The organism is Burkholderia sp. Bp8994, assembly GCF_003853805.1.
Taxonomy (GTDB): domain Bacteria; phylum Pseudomonadota; class Gammaproteobacteria; order Burkholderiales; family Burkholderiaceae; genus Burkholderia.
Genome location: NZ_QTQH01000038.1, coordinates 1 through 24898 on the forward strand (window position 1 = coordinate 1; position 24898 = coordinate 24898).

A 24898-nucleotide genomic window follows, 5' to 3' on the forward strand; every position below is an offset into this window, starting at 1 on the left:
GCCGTACAGCGTCACGCTCGTCTGCGCGAACGCGGCCGCCGGTGCGGCGGCCACGATCAGCGATGCGAAATGTTTGAGTCGCAAAATGATGCCCCCCCTCGAAGTCTCGACCGTCCGGCACACGCCCCATGCGCGCGCCGGCGTTGCCATTTACCCGCGATCGATCGAAAAACGCCCGGGGCCCGCCGCGCAAAGCGCGAGCAGGCCGCCCGAGATCGCGATGTTCTTGTAGAAATGAATCATGTTGTCGATCTGCTCGCCGCCCGTCATCGTCCAGTAGTGGTGGCCGATGAAGCCGGTGCCGATCGTATACAGCGCAAGCAGCAGCGCGAGCGGCCGCGTCTGGAAACCGACGAGGAGCGCGATGCCGGCGAACAGCTCCATCACGACGGCGATCGCCGCCGAAATGATCGGCGCCGGCGCGCCCTCGCTTCCCATGAACGCGATCGTGCCGGAGAAGTCGACGATCTTCTTCCAGCCGAACATCACGAACAGGATCACGAGCAGGATCCGGGACAACAGCAGCAGCACATCGCGCTGGGACGCGAGAAACGGTTGATTCGGTGTCATGGTGTGATCAACGAAAGCGGTACGCGAACCGCGCGCACCGGATTGCCAACGAACCAGGGCGGGCGGCCGCCAAAGCCACCCACCCCGCTCTGCAACAACCGGCATCGGGGCCCGCCCGATGTGCTGTGCCTCCTCTTCTTGTCAGAGTTGCCCTGCCTTTACTGCATCGTACCCGGCCTCAACGCGCCTTCGCGACGTCCTGCTCGGTCACCTTCGCGGCCGGGTTGCCGAACTGGCCGGTCAGGTAGTTCGTCAGCGCGGCGATCTGCGCATCCGACAGCTCGTTGCGGAACGCGGGCATCCCGACGTCCTCGCTGCCGGCCTTGCGCTGCACGCCGTTCAGGATCACCTGCACCAGGTTCGCCGGATTCGTCGCACCCACCGTCGAGTTGTGGAACAGCGACGGGTAATAGCCGTCCGGCGTGCCCTTGCCCTGCATCTGGTGGCACGTCGCGCAGTTGCCGAGATACAGCCGCGCCGGATCGATGCCCGACGACGCCAGTGCGACGCCGCGCAGCTTCAGGCCGTCTTCCGCCGGCTTGCCCCACGACGAGCGCGACTGCTTCGCGTCGCCGTTGGCGACGGCCGGCACCGTACGGATGTACGTCGCGATCGCGCCGATGTCGGCGTCGGTCATCTTCGAGAAGCTGTGCTCGACCGCCTCGGCCATCGGACCGGCCGCCTGCGCGACTCCCGGCACGCTGCCGGTACGCAGGTACTGGACGAGCTGCTGCTGCGTCCAGCCGCCGATCCCCGCGTTCGGGTCGGACGTGATGTTGTAGCCGTCCCAGCCCGCCAGCACCGAGCCCGACAGGAAGCTGCCGCCGGTTTCGTCGAGCGACTTCTCCTGCATCGCGACGCCGCGCGGCGTGTGGCACGTGCTGCAGTGCGCGAGGCCCTGCACCAGGTACGCACCGCGGTTCCACTCGGCGCTCTGCGCCGGCTTCGGCTGGTATGCGCCGTCCTTCAGGAACAGCCAGTTCCAGATCTTCAGCGGCCAGCGCATGCTCAGCAGCGCGGGGATCTCGTTCTTCGGCGGCGCCTGCTTGACCGGTTCGACGCCGTGCATGAAGTACGCGTACAACGCCTGCACGTCGTCGTCGCTGATCTTCGCGTACGACACGTACGGCATCGCCGGATACAGGTTGTCGCCGTTCTTCGACACGCCGTGGCGCACCGCGCGCTCGAAGTCGTCGAACGTCCAGTTGCCGATGCCGGTATCCGGGTCGGGCGTGATGTTGCTCGTGTAGATCTTGCCGAGCTTCGGCACCGGCATCCCCAGGCCGCCGGCGAACGGCTTGCCGCCCTTCGCGGTGTGGCAGGCCATGCAGTCGCCCGCGACCGCGAGATATTCGCCGCGCTTGACCTGCGCGGGGTCGGCCGCATCGGCCGCGCGCACGAGGCCCGGCAGCGCGAGGCAGCCGGCGAGGAGGAAGGTGAGAGTAGATTTCCGCACGGTCAGACTTCCTTCTTCAGCGTGTCGGACATCCGCAGCGCCAGCGCCGCGATCGTCAGCGTCACGTTCACCGTACCGACGGTCGGCATCGTCGAGCTGCTCGAGATGAACAGGTTCGGATGGTCGAACGTGCGGCAGTCCTTGTCGACGACCGAGTCGCGCGCATCCGCGCCCATGATCGTCGCGCCCGTGATGTGATTGTTCGGCGCGAACTCGTCGTTGAACACGACGTCCGTACCGCCCAGCACCTTCGCCGCGGTCGCATAGACCTCGCGCGTATGCACGGCGCCGCGCTTCACGTAGTCGTCGATCGCATACGTGATTTCCGGGCGCGGAATGCCGACCGCGTCGGTGGCCGTCTTGCTCGGCACGATGCGGTTCTCGGGCTGCGGCAGGATTTCGTGGAAGCAGTCGAACTGCACGTAGCGCGCGGAGCGGTCGCGGATCTGCGCGTCGAGCTCGTCGGCCTTCATCAGCTTGCCGGCCTTGAAGATCTTCTGCGTTTCCTGGTTGATGCGCGACATGTTCGACAGATGGATCTTCTTCGCGGCTTCGGTCGCGCGGAACGGGCCGTCGCGGAAACCGATCAGCGACGTCATTTCCTGCGGGCCGCGGCCCGGCCACAGCTTCTCGCTCGCGTAGAACGACACGCCCGTGCCCGGGTGGTCCATCAGGTTGCGCCCGACCATGTCGGAGCTGTTCGCGACGCCGTTCGGGAAGTCGCGGTTCGCCGACATCAGCAGGATCTTCGGCGTCTCGATGCCGTTCGCGGCCACCACGAAGTACTTGCCCTCGACGCGATGGTCGGCGCCCGTCTTGTCCTTGTAGATCGCGGCGACGATGCGCTTGTCCGGGCCCGTCTCGAGCTTGTACACGACCGCGCTGTCGATCAGCTTCGCGCCGGCCTGCTCGGCCTTCTCGACGTGCACGATGCCGTTGTACATCGCGCCGATCGGGCAGATCGGCATGCAGTTGTTGTTCCCGCAACAAGTCGGCCGGCCGTCGTACGGACGGCTGTTGCGCGCGACCGGCTCGGTCACGACGTGGAACTTCGGGTCATGGCCGTTGAGCGCGCTCTTGATCGTCTGCTCGTTGAACGACAACGGCAGCGGCGGCATCGGGTACGGCTGCTTGCGCGGCGAATACAGGTCTTCCTCGGGGCCGGGGCCCCACACGCCGAGCTCTTCCTCGGCGCGCTGGTACCAATGCTCGAGATCGTCGTACTGGATCGGCCAGTCGCGGCCGACACCGTACACGGTCTTCATCTTGAAGTCGTTCGGGATGAAGCGCCACGCCGACGCGGCCCAGTGCCACGTCGTGCCGCCCACCGCGCGGATGTACTGCGAGTTGAACTTGTGCTCGCCCTTCAGGACCAGGTAGTCGTTCGGCGGGCCGTATTCCGGATGCGGCGCCCACGGGCTCGACGGGTACGGCGCCATGAAGTCGGTCTTGTCGGGCTGGTTGCGGAAGCGTTCGACGATTTCCCAGCGCGGCATGCGCGGGCCTGCCTCGAGCAGGATCACCGACTTGCCGGCCATCGCGAGCTGGTGCGCGACGATCGCGCCCGCGACACCGGACCCGACGACCACGACGTCGGCCTTTTGCGTATCGGTATCGGCCATCAGCCTTGCCTCTCGATCGGTTTTTCGGCCCAGAAGCCGGGTTTATTCGGGCAATACGAAGGAATCACGAGCGTATCGGACACGACGCTGAACATTAATGCTTCTTCGTAGGTAATTACGACGTTGTCGACGATGCCGAGATACCAGGCTTCGAGAATCGACAGCGCGGACGTTTGCTGATCGGGAGTCAACGAACCGGACGCGAGTGCGCCGGCGAGTTGCGACAGACCGTCGGCGGTCTTGAACGAGCCCTTCTGCAAGGCCTGCAGGAAGCGTTCGCCGAGCACGCGGCTCAGCCCTTTCTTGCCTGTCAGTGCTTCGGAGAGCGTCATGAACGTATCGAGCGGCGCGGTGCCGGGATTATCGGCCAGGGCCCGCAACGCCAGCGAGCCGGTGAGGCCCGCCGCCGTCAGCGCCAGTGCGCCCTGCAGCCATTGACGCCGCGTGATGCCGGATGCGGCTGCGTCGCGATCGCGACGCGAGTGGGGAGTGTTGTCGTTGTGCATGTTTCCTTCTCTCGAACACCGGATTCGGGAAAACCACGCTTGATATTTCTCAAACTTTCGCGCGGCCCTGAAATGTACGCGCTCAATTCGGATTGGACAATGCTTTTATAGTCCATTTAATGTTCCGCAATCCGAGACAATCGACATTTCGCGGCATCTTTGTGTCGTCGACGCGACAATTCCGTATCGGGATGCCGGCGTGTCGCAACCCGGCGACACGCCGCTTCCCGTCATCCGCTCGCATGCCCGTCGGTTAGAATCGCGTGCAATCAAACAGAAAGCTTCCCTCCGAGGGCATCGAGCGATGAAGCAGCACGACAAGCACAACAACACACATTCAACCCATCACACCACACGGCTGCTCTGGCGCATCGGCGCCGTCGCGGCGCTCGGCGGCGCCGCCGCAGTGTCGCTGCATGCGGGCGCGGCACGCACCGTGAGCGTGTCGCCGCAAGGCACGGTCACCGAAGTCCGGCAGAGCGTCGTCAAGTTCGACGAACCGATGGTCGCGTTCGGTTCGGCATCCGCGCCGAGTCCCGCGCGCATGACCTGCAACGATTCCACCGCCGCACGCGGCCAGGGTCACTGGCTCGACGACAAGACGTGGGTCTACGATTTCGAGAACGACCTGCCGCCGGGTGTGCGCTGCTCGGTCGCGCTCAACGACGCGCTGCGTTCGGTCGCCGGCAATGCGGTCAGCGGCCCGCGCCGCTTCACGTTTCAAACCGGCGGCCCGTTCCCGGTGACGGTGCGCCCCGGCTCGCGCGAGATCGAGGAGCGCCAGGTCTTCGTGCTGAAGCTGAACGGCCCGGCCGAGCCACGCTCCGCGCTCGCGAACATCTGGTGCGAAGCGGCCGGCATCGGCAACCGCATCCCCGTCACGGCCGCCGACGACGATGCGCGCAACGCGCTGCTCGATCACTTCGGGCTGAAGAAGGACGCCGCGCGCGTGCTGACGCTGTCGTGCGCGCAGGCGCTGCCCGCGAGCGCGAAGATGCAGCTCGTCTACGGCAAGGGCGTCGCGAGCCCGAGCGGCATCGCGAACGACACCGAGCGCCGCTTCGACTTCACGGTGCGTGCGCCGTTCGCCGCGAGCTTCTCGTGCGAGCGCGAGAACGCGAAGGCGCCCTGCACGCCGCTGCGTCCGCTGACGCTGTCGTTCAATGCACCGATCTCGCGCAAGAACGCCGAGGCGATCCGGCTGCGCGGTCCTGACGGTTCGCTTTCGCCGACCTTCGCGGCCGACGACCACAGCGACGAAGTGACGACCGTCACGTTCAACCCGCCGCTGCCCGCGCAGGCGAACCTGACGATCGAACTGCCGTCCGGCCTGCGCGACGCGACCGACCGCACGCTCTCGAACGCCGACCTGTTCCCGCTCGCGACGCGCACCGCGCCGATGCCGCCGCTCGCGAAATTCTCGTCGGGCACGTTCGGGATCGTCGAGCGCTTCGCCGAACCCGATACGCCGGCACTCGTGCCCGTCACGCTGCGCAACGTCGAAGCCGACCTGCGCATCGCGGGCCTCAACACGAGCAGCGCGCAATTCTCGAACCTGAAGGTCGACGACGACACCGCGATCCGTCAATGGATGCGCACCGTCGAGCGCTTCGACAACTGGTCGATGACGGCCGGCACGATCGACGAACGCGTCCCGGGCCTGCTGCGGCGCAAGGGCCAGCACCCCGTCTACGTGCCGCTCGAGGCCGGCGAGAAGATGCCCGCGCCGCAGAACCGCCGCATCGACGTGCGCTCGCTGTCGCTGCTCGCCGGCGAACCGGGTGCGCACGCGCTGACGCTGCCGAAGGCCGACCCGAAGGCGCTGCGTCCGTTCGAGGTCGTCGGCGTGCCGATCGACAAGCCCGGCTTCTACGTGCTCGAACTCGCGTCGCCCGCGCTCGGCCGCTCGCTGCTCGCGAAGCCGTCGAGCATGTACGTGCGCACGACCGTGCTCGTCACGAATCTCGGCGTGCACCTGAAACAGGGCCGCGAGAACAACCTCGTGTGGGTCACGACGCTCGACAAGGGCAAGCCCGTGCCGAACGCGCAGATCCGCGTGTCGGACTGCAATGGCGACGAAATCGCGTCGGGCAAGACCGATGCGCAAGGCCTGCTGAAGATCGACGGCCCGTTCGAGCCGAAACACGCATGCAGCCAGTCGGAACGCTTCGACGACTACTTCGTGTCGGCACGCGTCGACGATCCGAAGACGGGCCGCGACATGGCGTTCGTCAGCTCGAACTGGAACCGCGGGATCGAATCGTGGCGCTTCAACGTGCCGACCGACACCGACAGCGCGCCGACCGTGCGCGCGCATACCGTGTTCGACCGCACGCTGCTGCGGGCCGGCGAAACCGTGTCGATGAAGCACTTCCTGCGCACCGAGACGCTGCAGAGCCTCGCGTTCCCGGCGCACTACCCGACACGCGTGACGATCCGCCATCTCGGCTCCGACCAGACCTACAAGCTGCCGCTCACGTGGTCGGCCGACCATAGCGCGGACACGCAGTTCACGCTGCCGCCCGCGGCGAAGCTCGGCGAATACAGCGTGTCGCTCGAAGGCGGCCCGGACGATGCGCCGACCGCCAGCTACTACGGCGGCAGCTTCCGCGTCGAGGCGTTCCGCCTGCCGGTGCTCAAGGGGACGATCGGCGCGCGCGACGCGCAGAAGAGCCCGCTCGTCGCGGTCAAGGAAGCGCCGCTCGCGGTGCAGATCGACTACGTGTCGGGCGGCGGCGCATCGAACCTGCCCGTGCAGGTGTCGGCGCTGATGAAGTGGGCGTCGCCACCGTTCGCGGACCGCTTCGAGGACTTCAGCTTCACGCCCTATCGTCCTGAGCGCAGCGACGGCAACGCCGACGACGATGCGCAGGACGGCGACAGCGCATCGGCCGCGAACAACGATCCCGACGCGACGAAGCTGATCGCGGACAAGCTGCCGCTCACGCTCGACCGCAACGGCGCGGGTTCCGTCACGCTCAAGGGCCTGCCCGACGTCGACGCGCCGAAGCGCATCGCGCTGGAGGCGACGTTCGCGGACCCGAACGGCGAAGTGCAGACGATCCGCGGCGACACGATCCTGTGGCCGGCCGCGGTGGTGGCCGGCATCAAGGCCGGCCGCTGGGTGTCGGTCGGCCAGCGCGTGCCGGTGCAGGCGCTCGCGGTCGACCTGCAGGGCAAGCCGCGTGCATCGGTGTCGATCGAAATCAAGGGCGTCGCGCACATCACGACGTCCTCGCGCAAGCGCATGGTCGGCGGCTTCTATGCGTACGACAACAAGAGCGACACGCGCGACCTCGGCGTGCTGTGCTCGGGCAAGACCGACGACAAGGGCCGCATGGCCTGCGACGCGACGCTCGAACAGGCCGGCAACGTCCAGTTGATCGCGGTCGCGAAGGATGGCGACGGCCGCACGTCGAATGCGTCGACGTCCGTCTGGGTCACGCGCGAGGACCAACTCTGGTTCGGCGGCGACAACACCGACCGGATCGACGTGATCCCGGAGAAGACGTCCTACGAGCCGGGCGAAACGGCCCGCTTCCAGGTGCGCATGCCGTTCCGCTACGCGAGCGCGCTCGTCGCGGTCGAACGCGGCGGCGTGATGGAAACGCACGTCGTCGAGCTGAACGGCAAGAACCCGACCGTCGACCTGAAGGTCGGCGAATCGTGGGGGCCGAACGTCTACGTGTCGGTGCTCGCATTGCGCGGCCGGATTCGCGAAGTGCCGTGGTACTCGTTCTTCACGTGGGGCTGGAAGGCGCCGGTCGAATGGGCCCGCGCGTTCTGGCGCGAAGGCCGCTACCATGAAGCGCCGACCGCGTTCGTCGACCTGTCGAAGCCCGCGTTCCGCTATGGCCTCGGCGAGATCAAGGTCGGCACCGGCGTGCATCGTCTCGGCGTGACCGTGACGACCGACGCGACGCGCTACACGGTGCGCGGCAAGGCGCAGGCGCACGTGAAGGTCACGCTGCCGAACGGGCAGCCCGCTCCGGCCGGCACGCAGATCGCGGTCGCGGCCGTCGACGAGGCGCTGCTCGAGCTGATGCCGAACAACAGCTGGGACCTGCTCGACGCGATGCTGCAGCGACGCGCGTACGGCGTCGAGACGGCCACCGCGCAGATGGAAATCGTCGGCCGCCGCCACTTCGGCCGCAAGGCGGTGCCGGCCGGCGGCGGCGGCGGCAGCGCGCCGACGCGCGAGCTGTTCGACACGCTGCTGTTGTGGAATCCGCGCGTGACGCTCGACGCGAACGGCAGCGCGACCGTCGAAGTGCCGCTGAACGACGCGCTCACGCGCTTCCGGATCGTCGCGATCGCGGCGGTCGGCGCGGACCGCTTCGGCACCGGCAGCACGTCGATCCGCAGCACGCAGGACCTGCAGCTGATCTCAGGCCTGCCGCCGCTCGTGCGCGAAGGCGATGCGTTCCGCGCGCAGGTCACGCTGCGCAACACGACCGACCGCGCGATGCAGGTCGTCGTGACCCCGCGCGTGACGGGCCTCGACGTCGCGCCGCAAACCGTGTCGCTCGGGGCCAATGCGGCGGCCGAGGTCGCGTGGACGATCACCGTGCCCGAGCAGGCGCTCGACGCGGCCGGCGCGCTGAACTGGCGCATCGAGGCGGCCGAGCAAGGCGGCAAGCGCGCGTCCGACGCGCTGGCCGTCGCGCAGAAGGTCGTGCCCGCGCTGCCGGTCACCGTGCAGCAGGCCACGCTCACCCAGGTCGACGGCACGCTGACGCTGCCCGTGTCCGCCCCGGCCGGCGCCGTCAACAACGCGCAGGGCGCGCCGCGCGGCGGCATCGCCGTGTCGCTGCAGTCGAAGCTCGCCGACGGCCTGCCCGGCGTGCGGCGCTGGTTCGAGCGCTATCCGTACCGCTGCCTCGAACAGCAGACGTCGCGCGCGATCGGCCTGCACGACGCCGCGCAATGGCAGGCGCTGGTGGCGCGCATGCCCGTCTACCTCGACAGCGACGGACTCGCGAACTACTTCCCGCCGTCCTCCGACGATGCGCACTACGGCAGCCCGACGCTGTCGTCGTATCTGCTCGTGGTCGCCGACGAGGCCGGCCGCCTCGACCCGCGCTTCGCGCTGCCGGAAGACCTGCGCACGCAGCTCGAAGCCGGGCTCGCGCGTTTCGTCGACGGCCGCATCGAGCGCAACGCGTGGGCTCCGCGCCAGGATCGCGACCTGCGCAAGCTCGCCGCGATCGAGGCGCTGTCGCGTTACGGTGCCGCCCAAGGCCGCATGCTCGGTTCGATCGAAATCGCGCCGAACCAGTGGCCGACGTCGGCGGTAATCGACTATCACGCGATCCTCACGCGCGTGAAGGACATCCCGCAGCGCGACGCGAAACGCGCGCAGGTCGAGCAGATCCTGCGGGCGCGCCTCACGTACCAGGGCACGCAGCTCGTGTTCTCGACCGCGCGCGACGACGACCTGTGGTGGCTGATGACGAGCAACGAGACCAACGCCGCGCGTCTCGCGCTGGAATTCGCGGGCGACTCGGCGTGGAAGGACGAGATGCCGCGCGTGGCGACCGGCCTGCTGGCGCTGCAACGCCAGGGCGCATGGCAGACGACGACGTCGAACGCACTCGGCCAGCTCGCGATCGAGCGCTTCTCGCGCACCTACGAGAGCACGCCGGTGGCCGGCACGACGAAGGTCGCGCTCGGCGGCAACGAGCGCGCGATTTCGTGGTCGCAGGCACCCTCGACCGCGCCCGCCGACAGCCCCGCCTCGGCCACTCCCGCGACCCGCGCCGCCGCCGCGCGCAGCGTGCTGATGCCGTGGCCGCGTGCGGCCCAGGCACCGGCCACGCTGTCCGTCACGCAGGACGGCACGGGCCACCCGTGGGCGACCGTCGAAAGCCTCGCGGCCGTGCCGCTGCGCGCGCCGTTCGCGGCCGGCTACCGGATCACGAAGACCGTCACGCCCGTGTCGCCCGCCGTCAAGGGCGTGCTGACGCGCGGCGACGTCGTGCGCGTGCATCTCGACATCGACGCGCAGAGCGACATGACGTGGGTCGTCGTCAACGATCCGATCCCGTCCGGTGCGACGATCCTCGGCTCGGGCCTCGGCCGCGATTCGGAAGCCGCGACGCAGGGCGAGAAATCCCCGGACGGCGCATGGCCGGCGTTCATCGAACGCGATTTCGACGGCTACCGCGCGTATTACGACTATCTGCCGAAGGGCAAGCTCTCGGTCGAGTACACGGTGCGGCTGAACAACGTCGGCACCTTCGGGTTGCCGCCGACGCGCGTGGAAGCGTTGTACGCGCCATCCGTGTACGGCCTGTGGCCGAACCCGCCGATGACCGTGAAGCCGGCCGACGCGGGCAAGTAACGGATACGCGATGATCGATCATGGATCGCCGCGGCCGCCGCGCTTCGCCGGCCGCGTTTTCGTCGCCGTCGTGCTGGCCGCGCCGCTCGTCGCGCACGCGCTGCCCGGCTACGACGACGTGCGCCGCAACTGGCGCAGTTCCGATTGGGTGCTGCTCGCGCGTGACGGCACGCCGCTGCAGCGCACGCGCGTCGACCTCGCCGAACGGCGCGGCGACTGGGTGTCGCTCGCCGACGTGTCGCCCGCGTTCCGCGAGGCGATCGTCGTGTCCGAGGACAAGCGCTTCTACGAACACAGCGGCGTCGACTGGCGCGGGATCGCCGGTGCGGCATGGGGCAACCTGTGGAACCAGCGCACGCGCGGCGCGTCGACCGTGACGATGCAGCTCGCCGGGCTCCTCAATGACGAACCGCGCCGCTCGGGCCAGCGCTCGCTGCCGCAGAAGGCCACGCAGGCGATGAACGCGCTACTGCTCGAACGCGGCTGGCGCAAGGACCAGATCCTCGAGGCCTACCTGAATCTCGTGCCGTTCCGCGGCGAGACGGTCGGGCTCGCCGCGCTGTCGCAGGTGCTGTTCGGCAAGGCGCCGTCCGGCCTCGACGCGCGTGAAGCCGCGATCGCGGCAGCGCTGGTGCGCGCGCCCAACGCGGCGAGCGCGAAGGTCGCCGAGCGTGCGTGCCGGATCCTGCGCGACATGCACGCGGAGCAGGCCTGCGCGTCGCTCGACGGCTACGTGCAGCTCGTGATCGCGCGCCCGGCCAATGCCGTGCGTAACGACCTGACGGCGGACGGCGCCGCCCTCGCCCCGCACTTCGCGCGCCGCATCGCGGCCGAGGTCAGGCCCGCGGCCGGCGCGCAGGTGCGCACGACGCTCGATGCGCCGCTGCAGCGCTTCGCGCGCGACACGCTCACGCGCGCGCTGACCGAGCTCAACGCGCCCGCGCACCGGCGCAACGTGCAGGACGGCGCGGTCGTCGTGATCGACAACGCGACCGGCGAGATTCGCGCGTGGGTCGGTTCGTCGGGCGCGTTGTCGAGCGCACGCGACGTCGACGCCGTGCTCGCGCCGCGCCAGGCCGGCTCGACGCTCAAGCCGTTCCTCTATGCGCAGGCGATCGACGAGAAGCGGCTGACGGCCGCGTCGCTGCTCGACGACGCGCCGATCAACCTCGCGGCCGGCGGCGGCCTCTACATTCCGCAGAACTACGACAAGGATTTCAAGGGCTGGGTGAGCGTGCGCAGCGCGCTCGGCGGCTCGCTGAACGTGCCGGCCGTGCGCACGCTCGTGCTCGTCACGCCGCATCGCTTCGCGCGCACGCTGACCGCGCTCGGCCTGCCGCTCGCGCAGGAAGGCGACTACTACGGCTTCAGCCTCGCGCTCGGCAGCGCGGACGTCACGCTGCTGTCGCTGACCAATGCGTATCGCGCGCTCGCGAACGGCGGCGTCGCGCGCAAGGTCGTCGACCTGCCTGCGCCGTCGCCCGCGGCCGGCGCATCGGCACCGGGGCGTGCGGACAACGGCACGCGCGTGTTCAGCGAAGCGGCCAGCTTCGTCGTCACCGACATCCTCGCCGACAACAACGCGCGCGTGCGCACGTTCGGCTTCGACAATCCGCTCGCGACGCGCTTCTTCTCGGCGGTGAAGACCGGCACGAGCAAGGACATGCGCGACAACTGGACGGTCGGCTTCACGTCGCGCTATACGGTCGGCGTGTGGGTCGGCAATGCGGACGGCTCGCCGATGTGGGACGTGTCGGGCGTCACGGGCGCGTCGCCGGTGTGGTCGGCCGTCGTCGGCTACCTGCACCGCGACCTGCCGAGCCGCGCGCCGCGTCCGCCGGCCGGCGTCGAAGCACGCCGCATCACGTTCGAGCGCGACGTCGAGCCGTCGCGCAACGAGTGGTTCGTCACGGGCACCGCGCTCGACACGATCCGGCTCGCGGCGCCCGTCACGCCGGGCAAGGACGGCGCGCGCGCGCCGCTGACGATCGGTGCGCCGACCGACGGCACGATCTTCGCGATCGATCCGGACATTCCGCCGAAGAATCAGCGGATCTGGTTCGAGCGATCTTCCGGGCATGCCGCACGGTTCGCGTGGCGGCTCGACGACAAGGTAATCGGCCACGCCGACCGCATCGCGTGGATGCCGTGGCCCGGGCGGCACCGGCTCGAACTCGTCGACGCGCGCGGCAACGTGGCGGATGCGATCGGCTTCGAGGTGCGCGGCGCGTTCGCGAAACCGGCCGCGCGCAAGCCGTAACCGGCGCCGGCCATGCCGCACGCCGCAGGCCGCGGCGAACAAACGGGCCAGCAACCCCGCGATCGGAGACCTAGAATACGAACAGCGCGCCGAAGCGTCGGCGCGCGCCGGTTGCCCTGCCGCGCTCACTCTTCCGATCCGCCCGCGACCATGAACCTTCGCCATCCGCGCTTCCTCCGCCCCGCGCTGGGCACGCTGTGCGCCGCGGCCCTCGCGACGCTTGCCGGCTGCAACGGCGACGCCTGCTTCGGCGTCGACGTCTGCTTCAACAACGCCAACACGCAAACCGTCGCGCTGTCCGGCACGGCCGCCACGGGCTCCGCGCTCGCGAGCGCATCGGTGACGGTCAGCTGCGCGCAAGGCTCGGCGACGACGCTGACCGACGGCGGCGGCAACTACCGCGTGGCGGTCAACGCCGTGCTGCCGTGCGTGATCACCGTCGCGTCGAGCGGCACGAGCCTGCATTCGCTCGCCTACGCGGGCGGCACCTTCAACACGACGCCCGAGACCGAGCTGATGCTCGTCTATCTCGCCGCGCAGCTCGGCACGAACACGGCCGGGCTGATCGGCAATTTCCAGGGGAATGCGCACTTCCAGCAGGTGATGGGCAGCCCGAACACGGTGCAGGCCGCGCAATCCGCGGTCGTGACGAATCTGCAGCAGCGCTATGCGGTCACGCTGTCGGCGCCGGCCTTCCTGACGACACCGTTCGTGGTCGGCCAACCGGGCGTCGACAGCGACCTCGCCGCGCTGGCCAAGGCCGGCGCGATCGATTCGAACGGGATGCCGGATCCGGTTGCGGTTTCGCTGCTGGCGCAGGCGGGCGCGGCACACCCGCTGTGAGCGGCGGGCGTGCCGCTGCCCGCGTCGACGCGGCTTACGCGGCTTCCCCGCTCCCGCAAGCCACGCTCGCCGCCTGCTGCTGCGTGAGGTAGCGCAGCAGCTTCGTCACCATCCACACGACGATGAACGACAGCGCGACGAAGAACACCGCGAGCGGCGTCAGCACGTGAATCGATACGAAACCGGCCAGCCCCATCATCGCGGACGACACGAGCAGCAGCGCGCACCCGAGGATCGCGCTCGTCAGCCCCGCGATATGGGGAAACAGCGAATTGCCCTTCGCCATCAGCGTCGGATACATCGCGCCCGCGCAGAAGCCCATCACGAGCACCGGCGTCGCGAGCGTCCATACGCGCAGCCCGACGGTCAGCGCCAGCACCAGCATCGCGACCGCCGCGCCCGCCATCACGCGTGCGCCGATACGCAACCGCTGCTCGGCGCTCGGCAGCCCGCGCCCGTGAATCCGGTTCGACAGCCCGCCGAGGAAATACATCAGCCCGATCCCGAGCGCGAGATAGCCGAAGAAGGTCGGCGGCTTGTGCAGCGTGGTCTGCACCATGAACGGCCCGACGATGTTGAACACCAGCAGGATGCTGTAGCACAGCCCCTGCGCGAGAAAGCAGCTCTGGAACACCGGGCTCGCGAGCACCTTGCCCGCGTTCGCCATCAGCGTGCGCGGCTCGAGATGGACCGGCTTCGGCAAGGTCTCGCGATAGCGCCACAGCAGCGCCCACATCACCAGCGAATACACCAGCAGGAACACGAGGCACGCGCGCCAGCCGAACCATTCCTGCAGGTGCGCGCCGATCACCGGCGCGATGATCGGCGCGAGCCCCCACGCGATCGACATATAGGTAAACGCATGCATCAGCGCCTGGCCCGAGAACGAGTCGGTGATGATCGCCTTCGCGAGCAGGTTCGTGGTCGCGATCCCGAAGCCCTGCAGACAGCGCGCCAGCACGAACGTCTCCAGGTTCGGCGCGCCGAGCGACAGCAGGCAGCCGATCGTGTAGATGACCAGCCCGAACGCGAGCACGCGCTTGCGCCCGTATGCATCGGCAACCGGACCGAAGATCAGCTGGCCGAGCGCATAAGCGGCCATGTAGCCGGAGACGCTCGACTGAATCGCCTGCGGCGTGGTCGCGAACGAACGCGCCATGTCGGGCAGCGCAGGCACGTAGATGTCGATCGCGAGCTGGCCGGCGGAGGCGAACAGGCAAATCAGGAACAGCAGGAAGCGCGGCGAGTTCGATTCGCGCGCGGGAGTGAGCAAGGCGTTCATGACAACCGGGAAGGATTCGGACGGCGGCAACACGCGCCGTGCTGCTCGAAGTCGAACAACGGTGCGCGGCGAAGCGCATATTGTGCCTGTTGTTGCGCAACGCGACAGGAATCCCCTGGCGTGGGCGCGGTTGAATGCGGATTGCGTCAGGTTTCGAAACGCGTTACACGCCCCGCTTGCCGATCATGGCGAGCCGGTCCGGCGGCCGGCACGGCCACGGTTTTGATCCATATTTCGTTTTTTGTTTGCGGCGCCACTCGCCTGCCTGCGCGCATCCGCGGCTCGCCGCGCCCCTCCGTACTTTCCACCGATTGACACACCTCCCGGCGTTCCCCCTATACTCCTCGCAGCGCCAATAAATTGTTGAACAATACAGCATTAAAATTGACGCCTGACCGGCCACCACAACGGATTCCAGCCGGATCTCCGAATCTGAAAATTTCCCCGAGAGCACCGCGTCATGTCGAACTATCCCGCCGCCTACCAGGTCACCAAGGGTTCCGTCCTGAACGTCGACAAAGCCTTTTATTCCACGATCGCCCAGCGCCAGGACGCGCGCGAACGGATCGCGTCGCACGTCGTGCCGATCCGCAGCGGCTTCGCGTGGACGGTGCCGGCGGGTCACGTGTTCCGGATCGTCACGCTCGAAGGCCCGCAAGTCGCCGACTTCAACATCTGGAACCTGCACAATCCGCGCGAGCGCATGTGGGCGTCGCGCACACGTCAGCTGCAAGCCGCGCACGTGACGACGTTCGACCGGCTCTGGTCGACGCTGCCGTACCTGCGGCCGATGGTCACGATCACCGACGACACGCTCGCCGGCTATGGCGTCGACGGCGACGGCGGCCGCGTGCACGACCTGCTCGGCACGCGCTGCGACCCGTACGTGAACAAGCTGCTGACCGGCGAGGATTTTCATTTCCACTGTCATTCGAACCTCGTGCGGGCGGTCGCGCCGTACGGGCTGACCGAATTCGACGTGCACGACGTGCTCAACGTGTTCCAGTGCACCGGCCTGAACGACGACGACAAGTACTTCATGAAGGCCTGTCCCGCGCAGCCGGGCGATTACCTCGAGTTCTTCGCGGAAATCGACGTGCTGTGCGCGATGTCCACGTGTCCGGGCGGCGACCTTTCGGTGCCGATGTGGGGCCCCGACGCACGCGACCCGATCGACGTGTGCCGGCCGCTCGGCGTCGAGGTATTCCGGCTCGACCCGAGCCTGCTCGAAGGCTGGTCGCAGCCGAGCGTCGCGCCCTACCGTGGCCAGCACGGGATGCAGCCGCCGCAGGCCGACTGGCAGCACGACAAGACGGCGTAACGCGGTCCGGAGCCCGTAGAATGGCGAAACGCCGCCGGCCGGCCACACCGGCGGCGCACGACCAGGAGAGGAGCGAACGAACGGAATGGCAAGCGAAAAAGCGAGAGGACAGTCGGTCGCCGACCGGATCAGCCATCAACTGCGGGAACACATCATCAGCGGCAAGCTGCCGCCCGGCACCGCGCTGATCGAGATGGACCTCGCGGCCGAATACGACACGTCGCGCAACTCGCTTCGCGAAGTCCTGCATCAGCTCGGCCGCGAAGGGCTCGTCACGTTCGTGCGCCACAAGGGTGTCGTCGTGCGCACGCTGAATCGCCAGGACGTGCGCGATCTTTACGTCGCGCGCCGCACGCTCGAGCTGCATGCGCTGAACACGGCCGAACTCGCGCAGCCGGCGCTGCTCGAAAAGATGCAGGCCGCCATTCGCGCGGCCGAGCGCGAACTCGACAAGGAAAACTGGCAGGCCGTCGGCACGCACAGCCTGCGCTTTCACCAGCACATCGTCGCGCTGCAGAAGTCGGCGCTGCTCGACGAGTTCTTCCGGACCATCTCCGCACAGCTGCGGCTCGTCTTCGCCGCGGATCCCGACGAGAAACGCGTGCAAACGCCCGACTGGATCCAGCGCGAATACCAGATCTACGACCTCCTCACGCAGAACCGCCGCAGCGAAGCCGTCACCGCGCTCGCGCGCTATCTCGACGATTCCGAGCGGATGCTCGTCGCGGCAATCAAGCGCAGCCATCGCGAGGCGGCCTGACCCTGCACGCCGCGCCGCCGTTGCTTGCCTCAAGACGTGGCAAGCAACGGCAGCACGAAAAGGCACGCAACGGCCCGACCGCTCGCGCAGTCAGGCCTGCTCCGTCGGCAGCGCGTAACTGCCGTCTTCCCGATGCGTCTCGAGTCCCGTCAGCGGCGGATTGAACACGCACACGAGATGCAGGTCGCCACGCGTAGCGCGCAGGACATGCGGATCGTTCAGGTTCAGCGCGTAGATCGTTCCGGGCGTGATCCGGTGCACGTTGCCGGTCGCCGTGTCGACGACCTCCCCCTCTCCGGCCACGCAGTAGTTGGTCTCGAAGTGGTTCTTGTAGTGCAGATGCAGTTCGGCGCCTTCGTGCACGCGCGTCTCATGAACGGAATAGCCGACGCCGTCCTGCCTGACGATCATGCGCTTGCTGTCCCAGCCCGGGCCGCGCGCATGGCGCTCGGTATTGGCGATATCGGTCGATCTCACGACGATCATAAGTACCTCTGAATAGTTGAGATGAAAAATGGCAAGGCGATCCTTGCCGCCGGAAAATGCGTCATGCGGATTCGGCGGTCAGCGCGCTCTCCACCGCTGCCGCGACATCGAGCAGCCGCGCGTCCTCGCCGCGATGCCCGGTGATCAGCAAGCCGACGGGCTGACGGTTGCGCAGGTCGCCGGGCACGCTGATGCTCGGCAGGTCGAGCCGGTTCGCGAATTCGGTCAGCCGGAACGCACGCGCGTTCTGTGCGAGGTATGCGGCTTCGTCGGCCAGATCGGCCACGCGCGGCGGCAGCATCGGCACCGTCGGCGTCAGCACCGCATCCGCGTCGCCGAGTTCGGCGTGGTACGCGGCGGCCAGTGCAGCCAGGCGCCGCAGCGCCGCGGCGTAGTCGTGCGCCCGCACCTGCTCGCCTGCAGCGATGCGCGGGCCGACCAGCTGATCGTAGCGGTCCGCCGCCGCGGCCAGCCGCGCACGATGAAGCATGAACGCCTCTGCCGCGATGATGCCGCCCGCGCGGGCGACCGCGCCGGCCTCGGCCACGCAATCGAGCCGCTTGCGCCGGATCCGTGCGCCGTGCGCGGACAGTCGGGACAGCCACGCGTCGAATGCGCGTCCGACGACCGGGTCGACGTCATCCGCGACGAACGCCTCGGGCACGATGAACTGCAGGTCGCGGATCGCCGCCGGTCGCCGCCGCCGCGCTTCGCGGCCGTGCAGCGCAACGTCCGCCTGCCGGCACAGCCCGACCGTCGCGGCCAGCAGGCCCGGCACGTCGAAGCTCGTCGACAGAAACCGCATGCCGTCGCTCGCATAGCGCCCGCGCGACGGCTTGAATCCCGTCACGCCGCAGAATGCGGCCGGAATGCGTGCCGACCCGCTCGTATCGGAACCCAGCGACAGGTCGGCCGCACCGAGCGCCACCGACACCGCCGCGCCCGAACTCGATCCGCCGGCCACCCGCTCGCGCCGCGCATCGAGCGGCGTCGTCGGCGTCCCATACGCACGGTTCACGCCGAGCGCGCCGTACGCGAACTCGGTCATCGCCGTCTGCGCGACCAGTACCGCGCCGGCCCGACGCAGTGCCGACACCGGCGCCGCGTCGATTCGCGCCGGCGGCTCGTCGGCCAGCACGCGCGAACCGGCATGCGTGACCCAGCCGGTGCAATCGAAGCAGGCCTTCACCGTCAGCACGGCGCCGGCCAGCGGCGCATCGATCGCGCCGGCGCGCCGCGCCGCATCCCATGCACGTGCATCGGCGACCGCCGCGTCGTCGCGCCGCGCGAGCCACGCGGCTTCGATGTCGCCGGGATGCGCGTCGGCATGCGCAAGACACGTACGCACCCGTTCCGCACACGCGTGCTCGTTCACGTTGCCCAGCCGGAAATCCGTCGGATCCATTCCCGCTCCCATCCGGTCATTCGTCATGCGAAGTGAACGTGCTTCAGAAAATCCTTCACGCGCGCGTCCGCGCTGCCGCGAATCCGGTCCGGCGGCACGTCGTACAGGATGCGCCCGTTCTCCATGAACACGATCCGGTCGGACACCTTGAACGCGAAATTCATCTCGTGGGTCACGATGATCATCGTCATCCCTTCTTTCGCCAGCGTCTCGACGACCTTCAGCACTTCGCCGACGAGCTCCGGATCGAGGGCCGACGTCGGCTCGTCGAACAGCATGATCGACGGCCGCGTCGCGAGCGCGCGCGCAATGGCGACGCGCTGCTGCTGGCCGCCCGACAGCTGATGCGGATACTTGTTCGCATGTTCGAGCATCCCGACCTTCGACAACAGCGACAGCGCCTGCAGCCGGATCGCCGCCGCATCGGCCTGCCGGTGATAGCACGGCGCCATCATCACGTTCTGCAGCGCGGTGCGATGCGGGAACAGGTTGAAGCTCTGGAACACCATGCCGATGTCGAGGATGCGCTCGTGCGACACGCGCGGCGGATGCGGACCCGACGCGCGGATGAACGGCTCTCCGTACAGGTCGATCTCGCCCCCGTTCACCGGCGCGAGGCCGTTGACGGTACGAATCAGCGACGTCTTGCCGGAGCCGGACGGCCCGATGATCGACACGACCTGCCCGGGCACGACGTCGAGATGAATGTCCTTCAGCACTTCATGGCGGCCGTAGCGCTGCTGCACGCCTTTCAGGCGCAGCGCGAATTCGGCGTTCGCCCGCGGCCTCGGCGCGACGGCCGGCGCCGACGGCGGCAGCGCAAGATCGACGTGGCCGGCCTGGGCCGGCGTACGGCGGCTGACGTCGAGGTACCGCTCGAGATAACCGAGCAGCCGGCTGAACACGGTCACGATCAGCACGTAGTAGAACGCCACGGCCAGCATCGTTTCGAACACCAGGAAATTCTGCGTGTACAGCCGCTGGCCGACGAGCAGGATCTCGGCCAGCGAAATCACCGACACCAGCGACGTGAGCTTCACGATCGTGATGAACTCGTTCGCCAGCGCCGGCAGCGCAATGCGGATCGCCTGCGGCATCACGATCATCCGCTGGATGCCGGTGAAGCGGATACCCAGCGCGCGGCCCGCCTCGAGCTGCCCGCGCGGCACCGACAGGATCCCGCCGCGATGGATTTCCGCGAAATAGGCGGTCTCGCTCAGCACCATCGCGATCAGGCCGGCCATGAACGGATCGGACAGCACCGCGCTCGTCGCCGGAAAGACCTGCGGCAGGTTGTAGATGAAGACCAGCAGCACGAGCAGCGGCAGGCTGCGGAAGAACCAGATGTAGAGCGCCGCCGCCCGCTTCAGCAACGGCTGGTGCGACTGTCTCGCGAGCGCCACCGGAAAGCCGAGCAACACGCCGAGCAGCCAGGCGGCGACGCTGAGTTCGACGACCACGACGCAGGCGCGCCAGAAATCCTGGTCCCGCAAGAGCTGAAACGCATAGTGCCAATCGAACTGCATCGAAGACTCCTCAACCGCGGATGGTGATGCGGCCGCGCGGCGCGCGGTGGTCAGGTCGTACTGGCCGCGCGCTTACTTCGGCGCGCCGAGCGCGTTGGCGACGTCGGAGGGTGTCGGCTCCTGCAACCCGTACTTCTTCACCAGGCTGCCGTATTCGCCGCTGCGCCGCGCATCGTTCAACGCACCCTCGAGCGCACTCTGCAATCCGCTATCGCCCTTCGTCACGCCCAGGCCGATCACGATCGGATACAGCAGCGTGGTCGAACTGATGTCGACGCGCCCGTTCGTCTGCTTCGGAATCTCCTGCGCGACGGCCGCGTCCTCGATCTGGACATCGACCGCCTTCGACAGCAGCGCGGACGTCGCTTCCGGTGACGTCGGGAACTCGAGGATCGCGATCTCGGCGCGCCCGGCCGCCTTGCACGTGTCCTGCGACACCGCACGCAGCTTCGGCGTCCACGACGCGCCCTTGATCGAGCCGACCCGCTTGCCGCACAGGTCCTGCGGCGTCTTCGGCAGGAACGCGCCGCCCTTCGCGACGAGCAGCGACGCGCCCGTCTTCAGGTACGGCACGAAATCGACCTGCTTCACGCGATCGGGCGTCACGTACAGCGCGGATGCGACGACGTCGAAGCGGCGCGCCTTCATCCCGAGAATCAAGTCCGGGAAGCGCGTATCGAGAAATACCGGCTCCAGTTTCAGGTGACGTGCCAGCAGCCGCGAGAACTCGGCATCGAAACCCGCAGGCTTGCCGGCGTCCAGGTACGCGTATGGCGGATACGTGAGGTCGGAGCCCACCAGCAGCGTGCCGGGCCGCACCGTCTGCAGCGGCGCCGCCGACGCGAGCGAGCATGCGAAGGCCAGCGGCACGAGCGCGCCGCGGAGGAAATGTCGAACCGGGAAACGAGCAGACATGGCGAAGCTCCTGGGTTGTTCGGCTCTCGCGCTGAAACGTCGCAACGCCTCCCAGGCGCCGCCACACGCGGCTCCCCGGGATTTTTCGCCGAAAATTGTTGAACAATTTCGGCCGATTCTGACCAGTTCAAATTGAAATCTGTATTCGGGTTTACGCGGCAAACAGCGTCGCCGGACGTGCGTCGGGCGCGCATCCGCCAACCCCGCTTCGGTGCGGGGCACGTGTTCAGGCAAAGGGAGAAAAGACCGGGCGGGACGACGCGCGGACGGCGGGCCGTCGAGGTGCGGCGCCATAAACGCGACGCACGCGATGGAGGATCAGGACACGGGGTTCAGCATCGGGCGCGACGGGCCCGGCTCGCGCTTGCGGCTGCGGGGATGCGCGCCGCGACGCCGCCCCGAAGGCCGGGGGATTCGATCGTGCAGGCCGAGCACGCAACGTGTCGGCCCGCACGCCACTGCGACGTTTCGATCAGTACTGTGCCTGATCCGTCGGATTCCTGAACAGCTGCTTCATCTCCGGCGACAGCGGATAGTTGAGGCTCACACCCTTCGGCGGAATCGGCTGCATGAACCACTGGTCGTAGAGCTTCTCGGCCGCGCCCGAGGTCTGCAGCTTCGCGATCACGCCGTCGACCACGTGCTTGAACGCCGGATCGTCCTTGCGCATCATGCACGCGTAGTTCTCGTGGACGAGCGGCGTGCCCGCCACCGTGTACGCGCCCGGATTGCGGTCCTTCGCGATCTCGCCGTACAGCAGCGGCTCGTCCATCACGAACGCGACCGCGCGCCCGGTCGTGACGTTCATGAACGCTTCGGCATGGTCCTTCGCGCTGATGATCGTCATGTTCATCCCTTTCTCTTCGTTGAGCTTGCGCAGCAGCCGCTCGTCGGAGGTGCCGGCCGTCGTCGCGACCGTCTTGCCGGCCAGGTCCGGGAAGTCCTTCACGCCCGAATCCTTGCGCGTGCTGAAACGGATCCCGTACAAAAAGATGCTGTTCGAGAACGCAGCCTGCTTCTGGCGCTCCAGCGTGTTCGTCGTCGAGCCGCACTCGAAGTCGATCGTGCCGTTCTGCAGCAGCGGAATCCGGTTCTGCGACGTGATCGGGATTTCCTTCACCGTCAGGTTCGGCGTCTTCAACTCCGCCTTGAGCGCATCGATGATGCGCGCCGCGATGTCGCGCGAGTAACCGATGTTCTTCTGCTGGTTGTCCGAATACGAGAACGGCACCGACGATTCGCGGATACCGAGCGACACGACGCCCGTGTCCTTGATCTTCTTCAGCGTGCCGGTGAGCGCCTGCGCGTGCGCGGCGCCCGCCAGCGCGCAGGACAACGCGACAGCCAGCCAACGGAAGCGGTGATCCATGCTTTTCTCCTGACGAAACCTTGATCGAATCGCGATCCTACGCCCGAAAAATTCGCACCGCATCGGGGAAAGCGTCAAGCGCCCTTCGTCAAGGCCACACCACGCGCAATCGTTTCCGTGCCGCGCAAAAGCGCCCGCGCCGCATGTTTCGCCGGGTCGACCGCCTGCAATCTTGCACCTCATGAACAGATCACCCGTTCCAAACGCGCGTTCATGCTGCAACCCAGCAACGCAATCGTTTGCGCGTCGCATCTTTTTCACACAAAACATATTCAAGAAGCCGCCTCATCAGCCGTTACCCAATGCATGGCGTGTCGCAGGAACCCCGCGCGCGCCCGACAAAAATCAAGGTCCGGCTTAGGCCAGACCAGGCACCACCGCCGGCACGACGGTTATCTCCGAGGATCGACTTTCAACATGAAAGCCAAACGTTTCAATTTCGCGCTGGCCCGTTCGGCCCATGCGCGCATGCTCGCCGGCATGCTGTCCGCCGCCGCCCTGCTCCCGATCGCCGGCTGCGGCGGAGGCGGCGGCGACGGCAGCAACCCGTCGCCGACCAACACGGCACCGGCCCCGACCCCGGCCCCCGCGCCCGCTCCGACGACCCCGCCCACCAATTCCGGCAGCAACGCGTGTACGTCGCAGCAGGCCGCCACGCAAATGGCCGCCCAGACCACGCCCGACGAGCCGCCGGTCGATCACCTGATCGTCAGGCTGAAGACGCTGACGGCCACGAACGCAAGAGCGGCCATCGACGACGGCACGCGGCTCGACGCGGTGATCCAGCGTTCGATGACACGCTGGACGGCGCCGACGGCAACCGGCGCCGCGCGTGCGTATGCGGCCGCGCCGACGCCGCTGAACGTGCAGGTCGAGCGGACGGCCTCGAACGGCGCGGCCGTGCTGTCGCTTGGCCAGCGCGTCGCGGCCGCCGACGCGGCGGCGCTCGCGGAGGCCTTCGGCGCCGACGCCGACGTCGACTACGCTGAACCGGATCATCCGATGAAGGTCCGCGACACGCCGAGCGACCCGAGCTACGGCCAGCAGTGGTATCTGTCCGACCCGACCGCCGGCGCCGATCTGCCGCCTGCGTGGAACCAGACCAAAGGCTCGCCGACCGTCGTGACGGCCGTGCTCGACACCGGCTATCGGCCGCACCCCGACCTCGTCGGCAACCTGCTGCCCGGCTACAGCTTCATCACCAGCGTCAACACCAGCAACAACGGCCTGTCGCGCGGCCCCGACGCGAGCGACCCGGGCGACTGGGTCACGCAGCAGGAACTCGACAACGCGAGCGGCCCGTACTACCACTGCGAAAGCGAACCGAACACCAGCAGCTGGCACGGCACGCGCGTGATGGGCGTGATCGGCGCGACCGCCAACAACGGCATCGGCATCGCCGGCGTATCGTGGCTCGGCAAGATTCTGCCGGTTCGCGTGCTCGGCAAATGCGGCGGCGTGACGAGCGACATCGCCGACGCAATGCGCTGGGCGGCCGGCATTCCCGTCACCGGGGTGCCGAACAACCCGACGCCGGCGAAAATCATCAACCTCAGCCTCGGCGGCGTCGGCGCCTGCAGCAAGACGTTCCAGCAGGCGATCGACGACGTGAACGCGAAGGGCGTAACCGTCGTCGTCGCCGCCGGCAACGACGGTCTGTCGACCGGGCTCGACCAGCCCGCGAACTGCAGCGGCGTGATCAGCGTCGGCGCCAACGATGCAGCCGGCCGCCGCGCCTCGTTCAGCAACTTCGGCACCAACATCACGCTCAGCGCACCGGGCGTCAACATCCTGTCGACGGCCAACAGCGGCACGACGACTCCGGATGGCGACACCTACGGCCTGGCGAGCGGCACGAGCCTCGCGACGCCGCAGGTGACGGGCGTCGCCGCGCTGATGCTCGCGGTGAACGGCAACCTCACGCCCACGCAGATCCAGCAGAAGCTGAAAAGCGGTACGCACACGGCGAAGCTGGCGGCCAGTACGCCATGCACCGCGTTGCCGGCAGGCTCGGGCATTCTCGATGCAGGAACCGCGGTCGCGTCAGCCACGCAGTAAGCGGCCCGTTCTCGACGCATGCAGCCGCGGGGGGGGGGGGGGGGGGGGGGGCGGGGGGGGGGGGGGGGGTGGGGGGGGGGGGGGGGGGCGGGGGGGGGCCGGGGCCGGCCCGCGGCCCCGGGCCGGGGCGGGGGCGCGGGGGGGGGGGGGCGGGGGGGGGGGGGGGGCGGGGGGGG

17 protein-coding genes are annotated in these 24898 nt (G+C 68.2%); 7 read left to right on the forward strand and 10 right to left on the reverse strand.

Annotated elements, in window-relative coordinates; translation table 11 throughout:
• Positions 1-150: 150 nt before the first annotated feature.
• The 4 genes from DIE04_RS29085 to DIE04_RS29100 all read right to left on the reverse strand — a co-directional run bounded on the left by DIE04_RS29085 (position 151) and on the right by DIE04_RS29100 (position 4154).
• Positions 151-570, reverse strand: a complete 420-nt coding sequence (locus tag DIE04_RS29085; RefSeq protein WP_124484601.1) for a DoxX family protein — start codon at positions 568-570, stop codon at positions 151-153.
• Positions 571-748: 178 nt separating this feature from the next.
• A complete protein-coding gene (locus tag DIE04_RS29090; RefSeq protein ID WP_124523972.1) occupies positions 749-2026 on the reverse strand; it encodes a cytochrome c in 1278 nt (425 codons plus the stop codon).
• A 2-nt stretch (positions 2027-2028) separates the two neighbouring features.
• Positions 2029-3648, reverse strand: coding sequence for a GMC family oxidoreductase (locus DIE04_RS29095; RefSeq protein WP_124484599.1), 1620 nt, complete (start codon positions 3646-3648; stop codon positions 2029-2031).
• Positions 3648-4154, reverse strand: a complete 507-nt coding sequence (locus DIE04_RS29100) for a sugar dehydrogenase complex small subunit (RefSeq protein ID WP_044843286.1) — start codon at positions 4152-4154, stop codon at positions 3648-3650. Before DIE04_RS29100 ends, DIE04_RS29095 begins: the two co-directional genes overlap by 1 nt.
• A 304-nt stretch (positions 4155-4458) precedes the next feature.
• Here DIE04_RS29100 and DIE04_RS29110 point away from each other — a divergent pair, with 304 nt between their 5' ends.
• The 3 genes from DIE04_RS29110 to DIE04_RS29120 all read left to right on the forward strand — a co-directional run bounded on the left by DIE04_RS29110 (position 4459) and on the right by DIE04_RS29120 (position 13600).
• The gene (locus DIE04_RS29110) at positions 4459-10497 is read left to right on the forward strand and encodes an alpha-2-macroglobulin (RefSeq protein WP_124523970.1); all 6039 of its coding nucleotides are present in this window, start codon (positions 4459-4461) and stop codon (positions 10495-10497) included.
• A 10-nt stretch (positions 10498-10507) separates the two neighbouring features.
• The gene (gene pbpC, locus DIE04_RS29115) at positions 10508-12757 is read left to right on the forward strand and encodes a penicillin-binding protein 1C (RefSeq protein WP_124523968.1); all 2250 of its coding nucleotides are present in this window, start codon (positions 10508-10510) and stop codon (positions 12755-12757) included.
• A gap of 150 nt (positions 12758-12907) precedes the next feature.
• A complete protein-coding gene (locus tag DIE04_RS29120; RefSeq protein WP_124523966.1) occupies positions 12908-13600 on the forward strand; it encodes a hypothetical protein in 693 nt (230 codons plus the stop codon).
• A gap of 34 nt (positions 13601-13634) precedes the next feature.
• Here DIE04_RS29120 and DIE04_RS29125 read toward each other — a convergent pair whose 3' ends face one another.
• A complete protein-coding gene (locus tag DIE04_RS29125; RefSeq protein WP_124523965.1) occupies positions 13635-14882 on the reverse strand; it encodes a multidrug effflux MFS transporter in 1248 nt (415 codons plus the stop codon).
• Positions 14883-15342: 460 nt separating this feature from the next.
• Here DIE04_RS29125 and DIE04_RS29130 point away from each other — a divergent pair, with 460 nt between their 5' ends.
• Together DIE04_RS29130 and DIE04_RS29135 are read left to right on the forward strand one after the other, a co-directional pair.
• Positions 15343-16203: a DUF1989 domain-containing protein gene (locus DIE04_RS29130; RefSeq protein WP_124523963.1), complete on the forward strand. Its 861-nt coding sequence runs from the start codon at positions 15343-15345 to the stop codon at positions 16201-16203.
• Positions 16204-16288: 85 nt separating this feature from the next.
• The gene (locus DIE04_RS29135; RefSeq protein WP_124523962.1) at positions 16289-16963 is read left to right on the forward strand and encodes a GntR family transcriptional regulator; all 675 of its coding nucleotides are present in this window, start codon (positions 16289-16291) and stop codon (positions 16961-16963) included.
• A 90-nt stretch (positions 16964-17053) separates the two neighbouring features.
• Here DIE04_RS29135 and DIE04_RS29140 read toward each other — a convergent pair whose 3' ends face one another.
• From DIE04_RS29140 to DIE04_RS29155, 4 genes are all read right to left on the reverse strand, one after another.
• A complete protein-coding gene (locus tag DIE04_RS29140; RefSeq protein ID WP_124523960.1) occupies positions 17054-17449 on the reverse strand; it encodes an ectoine synthase in 396 nt (131 codons plus the stop codon).
• Between the two features lie 61 nt (positions 17450-17510).
• Positions 17511-18854, reverse strand: a complete 1344-nt coding sequence (locus DIE04_RS29145; RefSeq protein ID WP_124523958.1) for an amidase family protein — start codon at positions 18852-18854, stop codon at positions 17511-17513.
• Between the two features lie 23 nt (positions 18855-18877).
• Positions 18878-20380, reverse strand: coding sequence for an amino acid ABC transporter permease/ATP-binding protein (locus DIE04_RS29150; RefSeq protein WP_124523956.1), 1503 nt, complete (start codon positions 20378-20380; stop codon positions 18878-18880).
• Positions 20381-20452: 72 nt separating this feature from the next.
• Entirely contained in the window at positions 20453-21295 is an 843-nt protein-coding gene (locus tag DIE04_RS29155) for an ABC transporter substrate-binding protein (RefSeq protein WP_124523954.1), read from the reverse strand.
• Between DIE04_RS29155 and DIE04_RS29930 the strand changes: the two genes are divergently transcribed.
• Positions 21294-21431, forward strand: coding sequence for a hypothetical protein (locus tag DIE04_RS29930; protein WP_185500441.1), 138 nt, complete (start codon positions 21294-21296; stop codon positions 21429-21431). The genes DIE04_RS29155 and DIE04_RS29930 overlap by 2 nt on opposite strands.
• Before the next feature lie 336 nt (positions 21432-21767).
• Here DIE04_RS29930 and DIE04_RS29160 read toward each other — a convergent pair whose 3' ends face one another.
• A complete protein-coding gene (locus DIE04_RS29160; RefSeq protein ID WP_124523952.1) occupies positions 21768-22664 on the reverse strand; it encodes a glutamate/aspartate ABC transporter substrate-binding protein in 897 nt (298 codons plus the stop codon).
• Between the two features lie 417 nt (positions 22665-23081).
• Between DIE04_RS29160 and DIE04_RS29165 the strand changes: the two genes are divergently transcribed.
• Positions 23082-24722: a S8 family peptidase gene (locus DIE04_RS29165; protein WP_124523950.1), complete on the forward strand. Its 1641-nt coding sequence runs from the start codon at positions 23082-23084 to the stop codon at positions 24720-24722.
• Positions 24723-24898 lie beyond the last annotated feature (176 nt).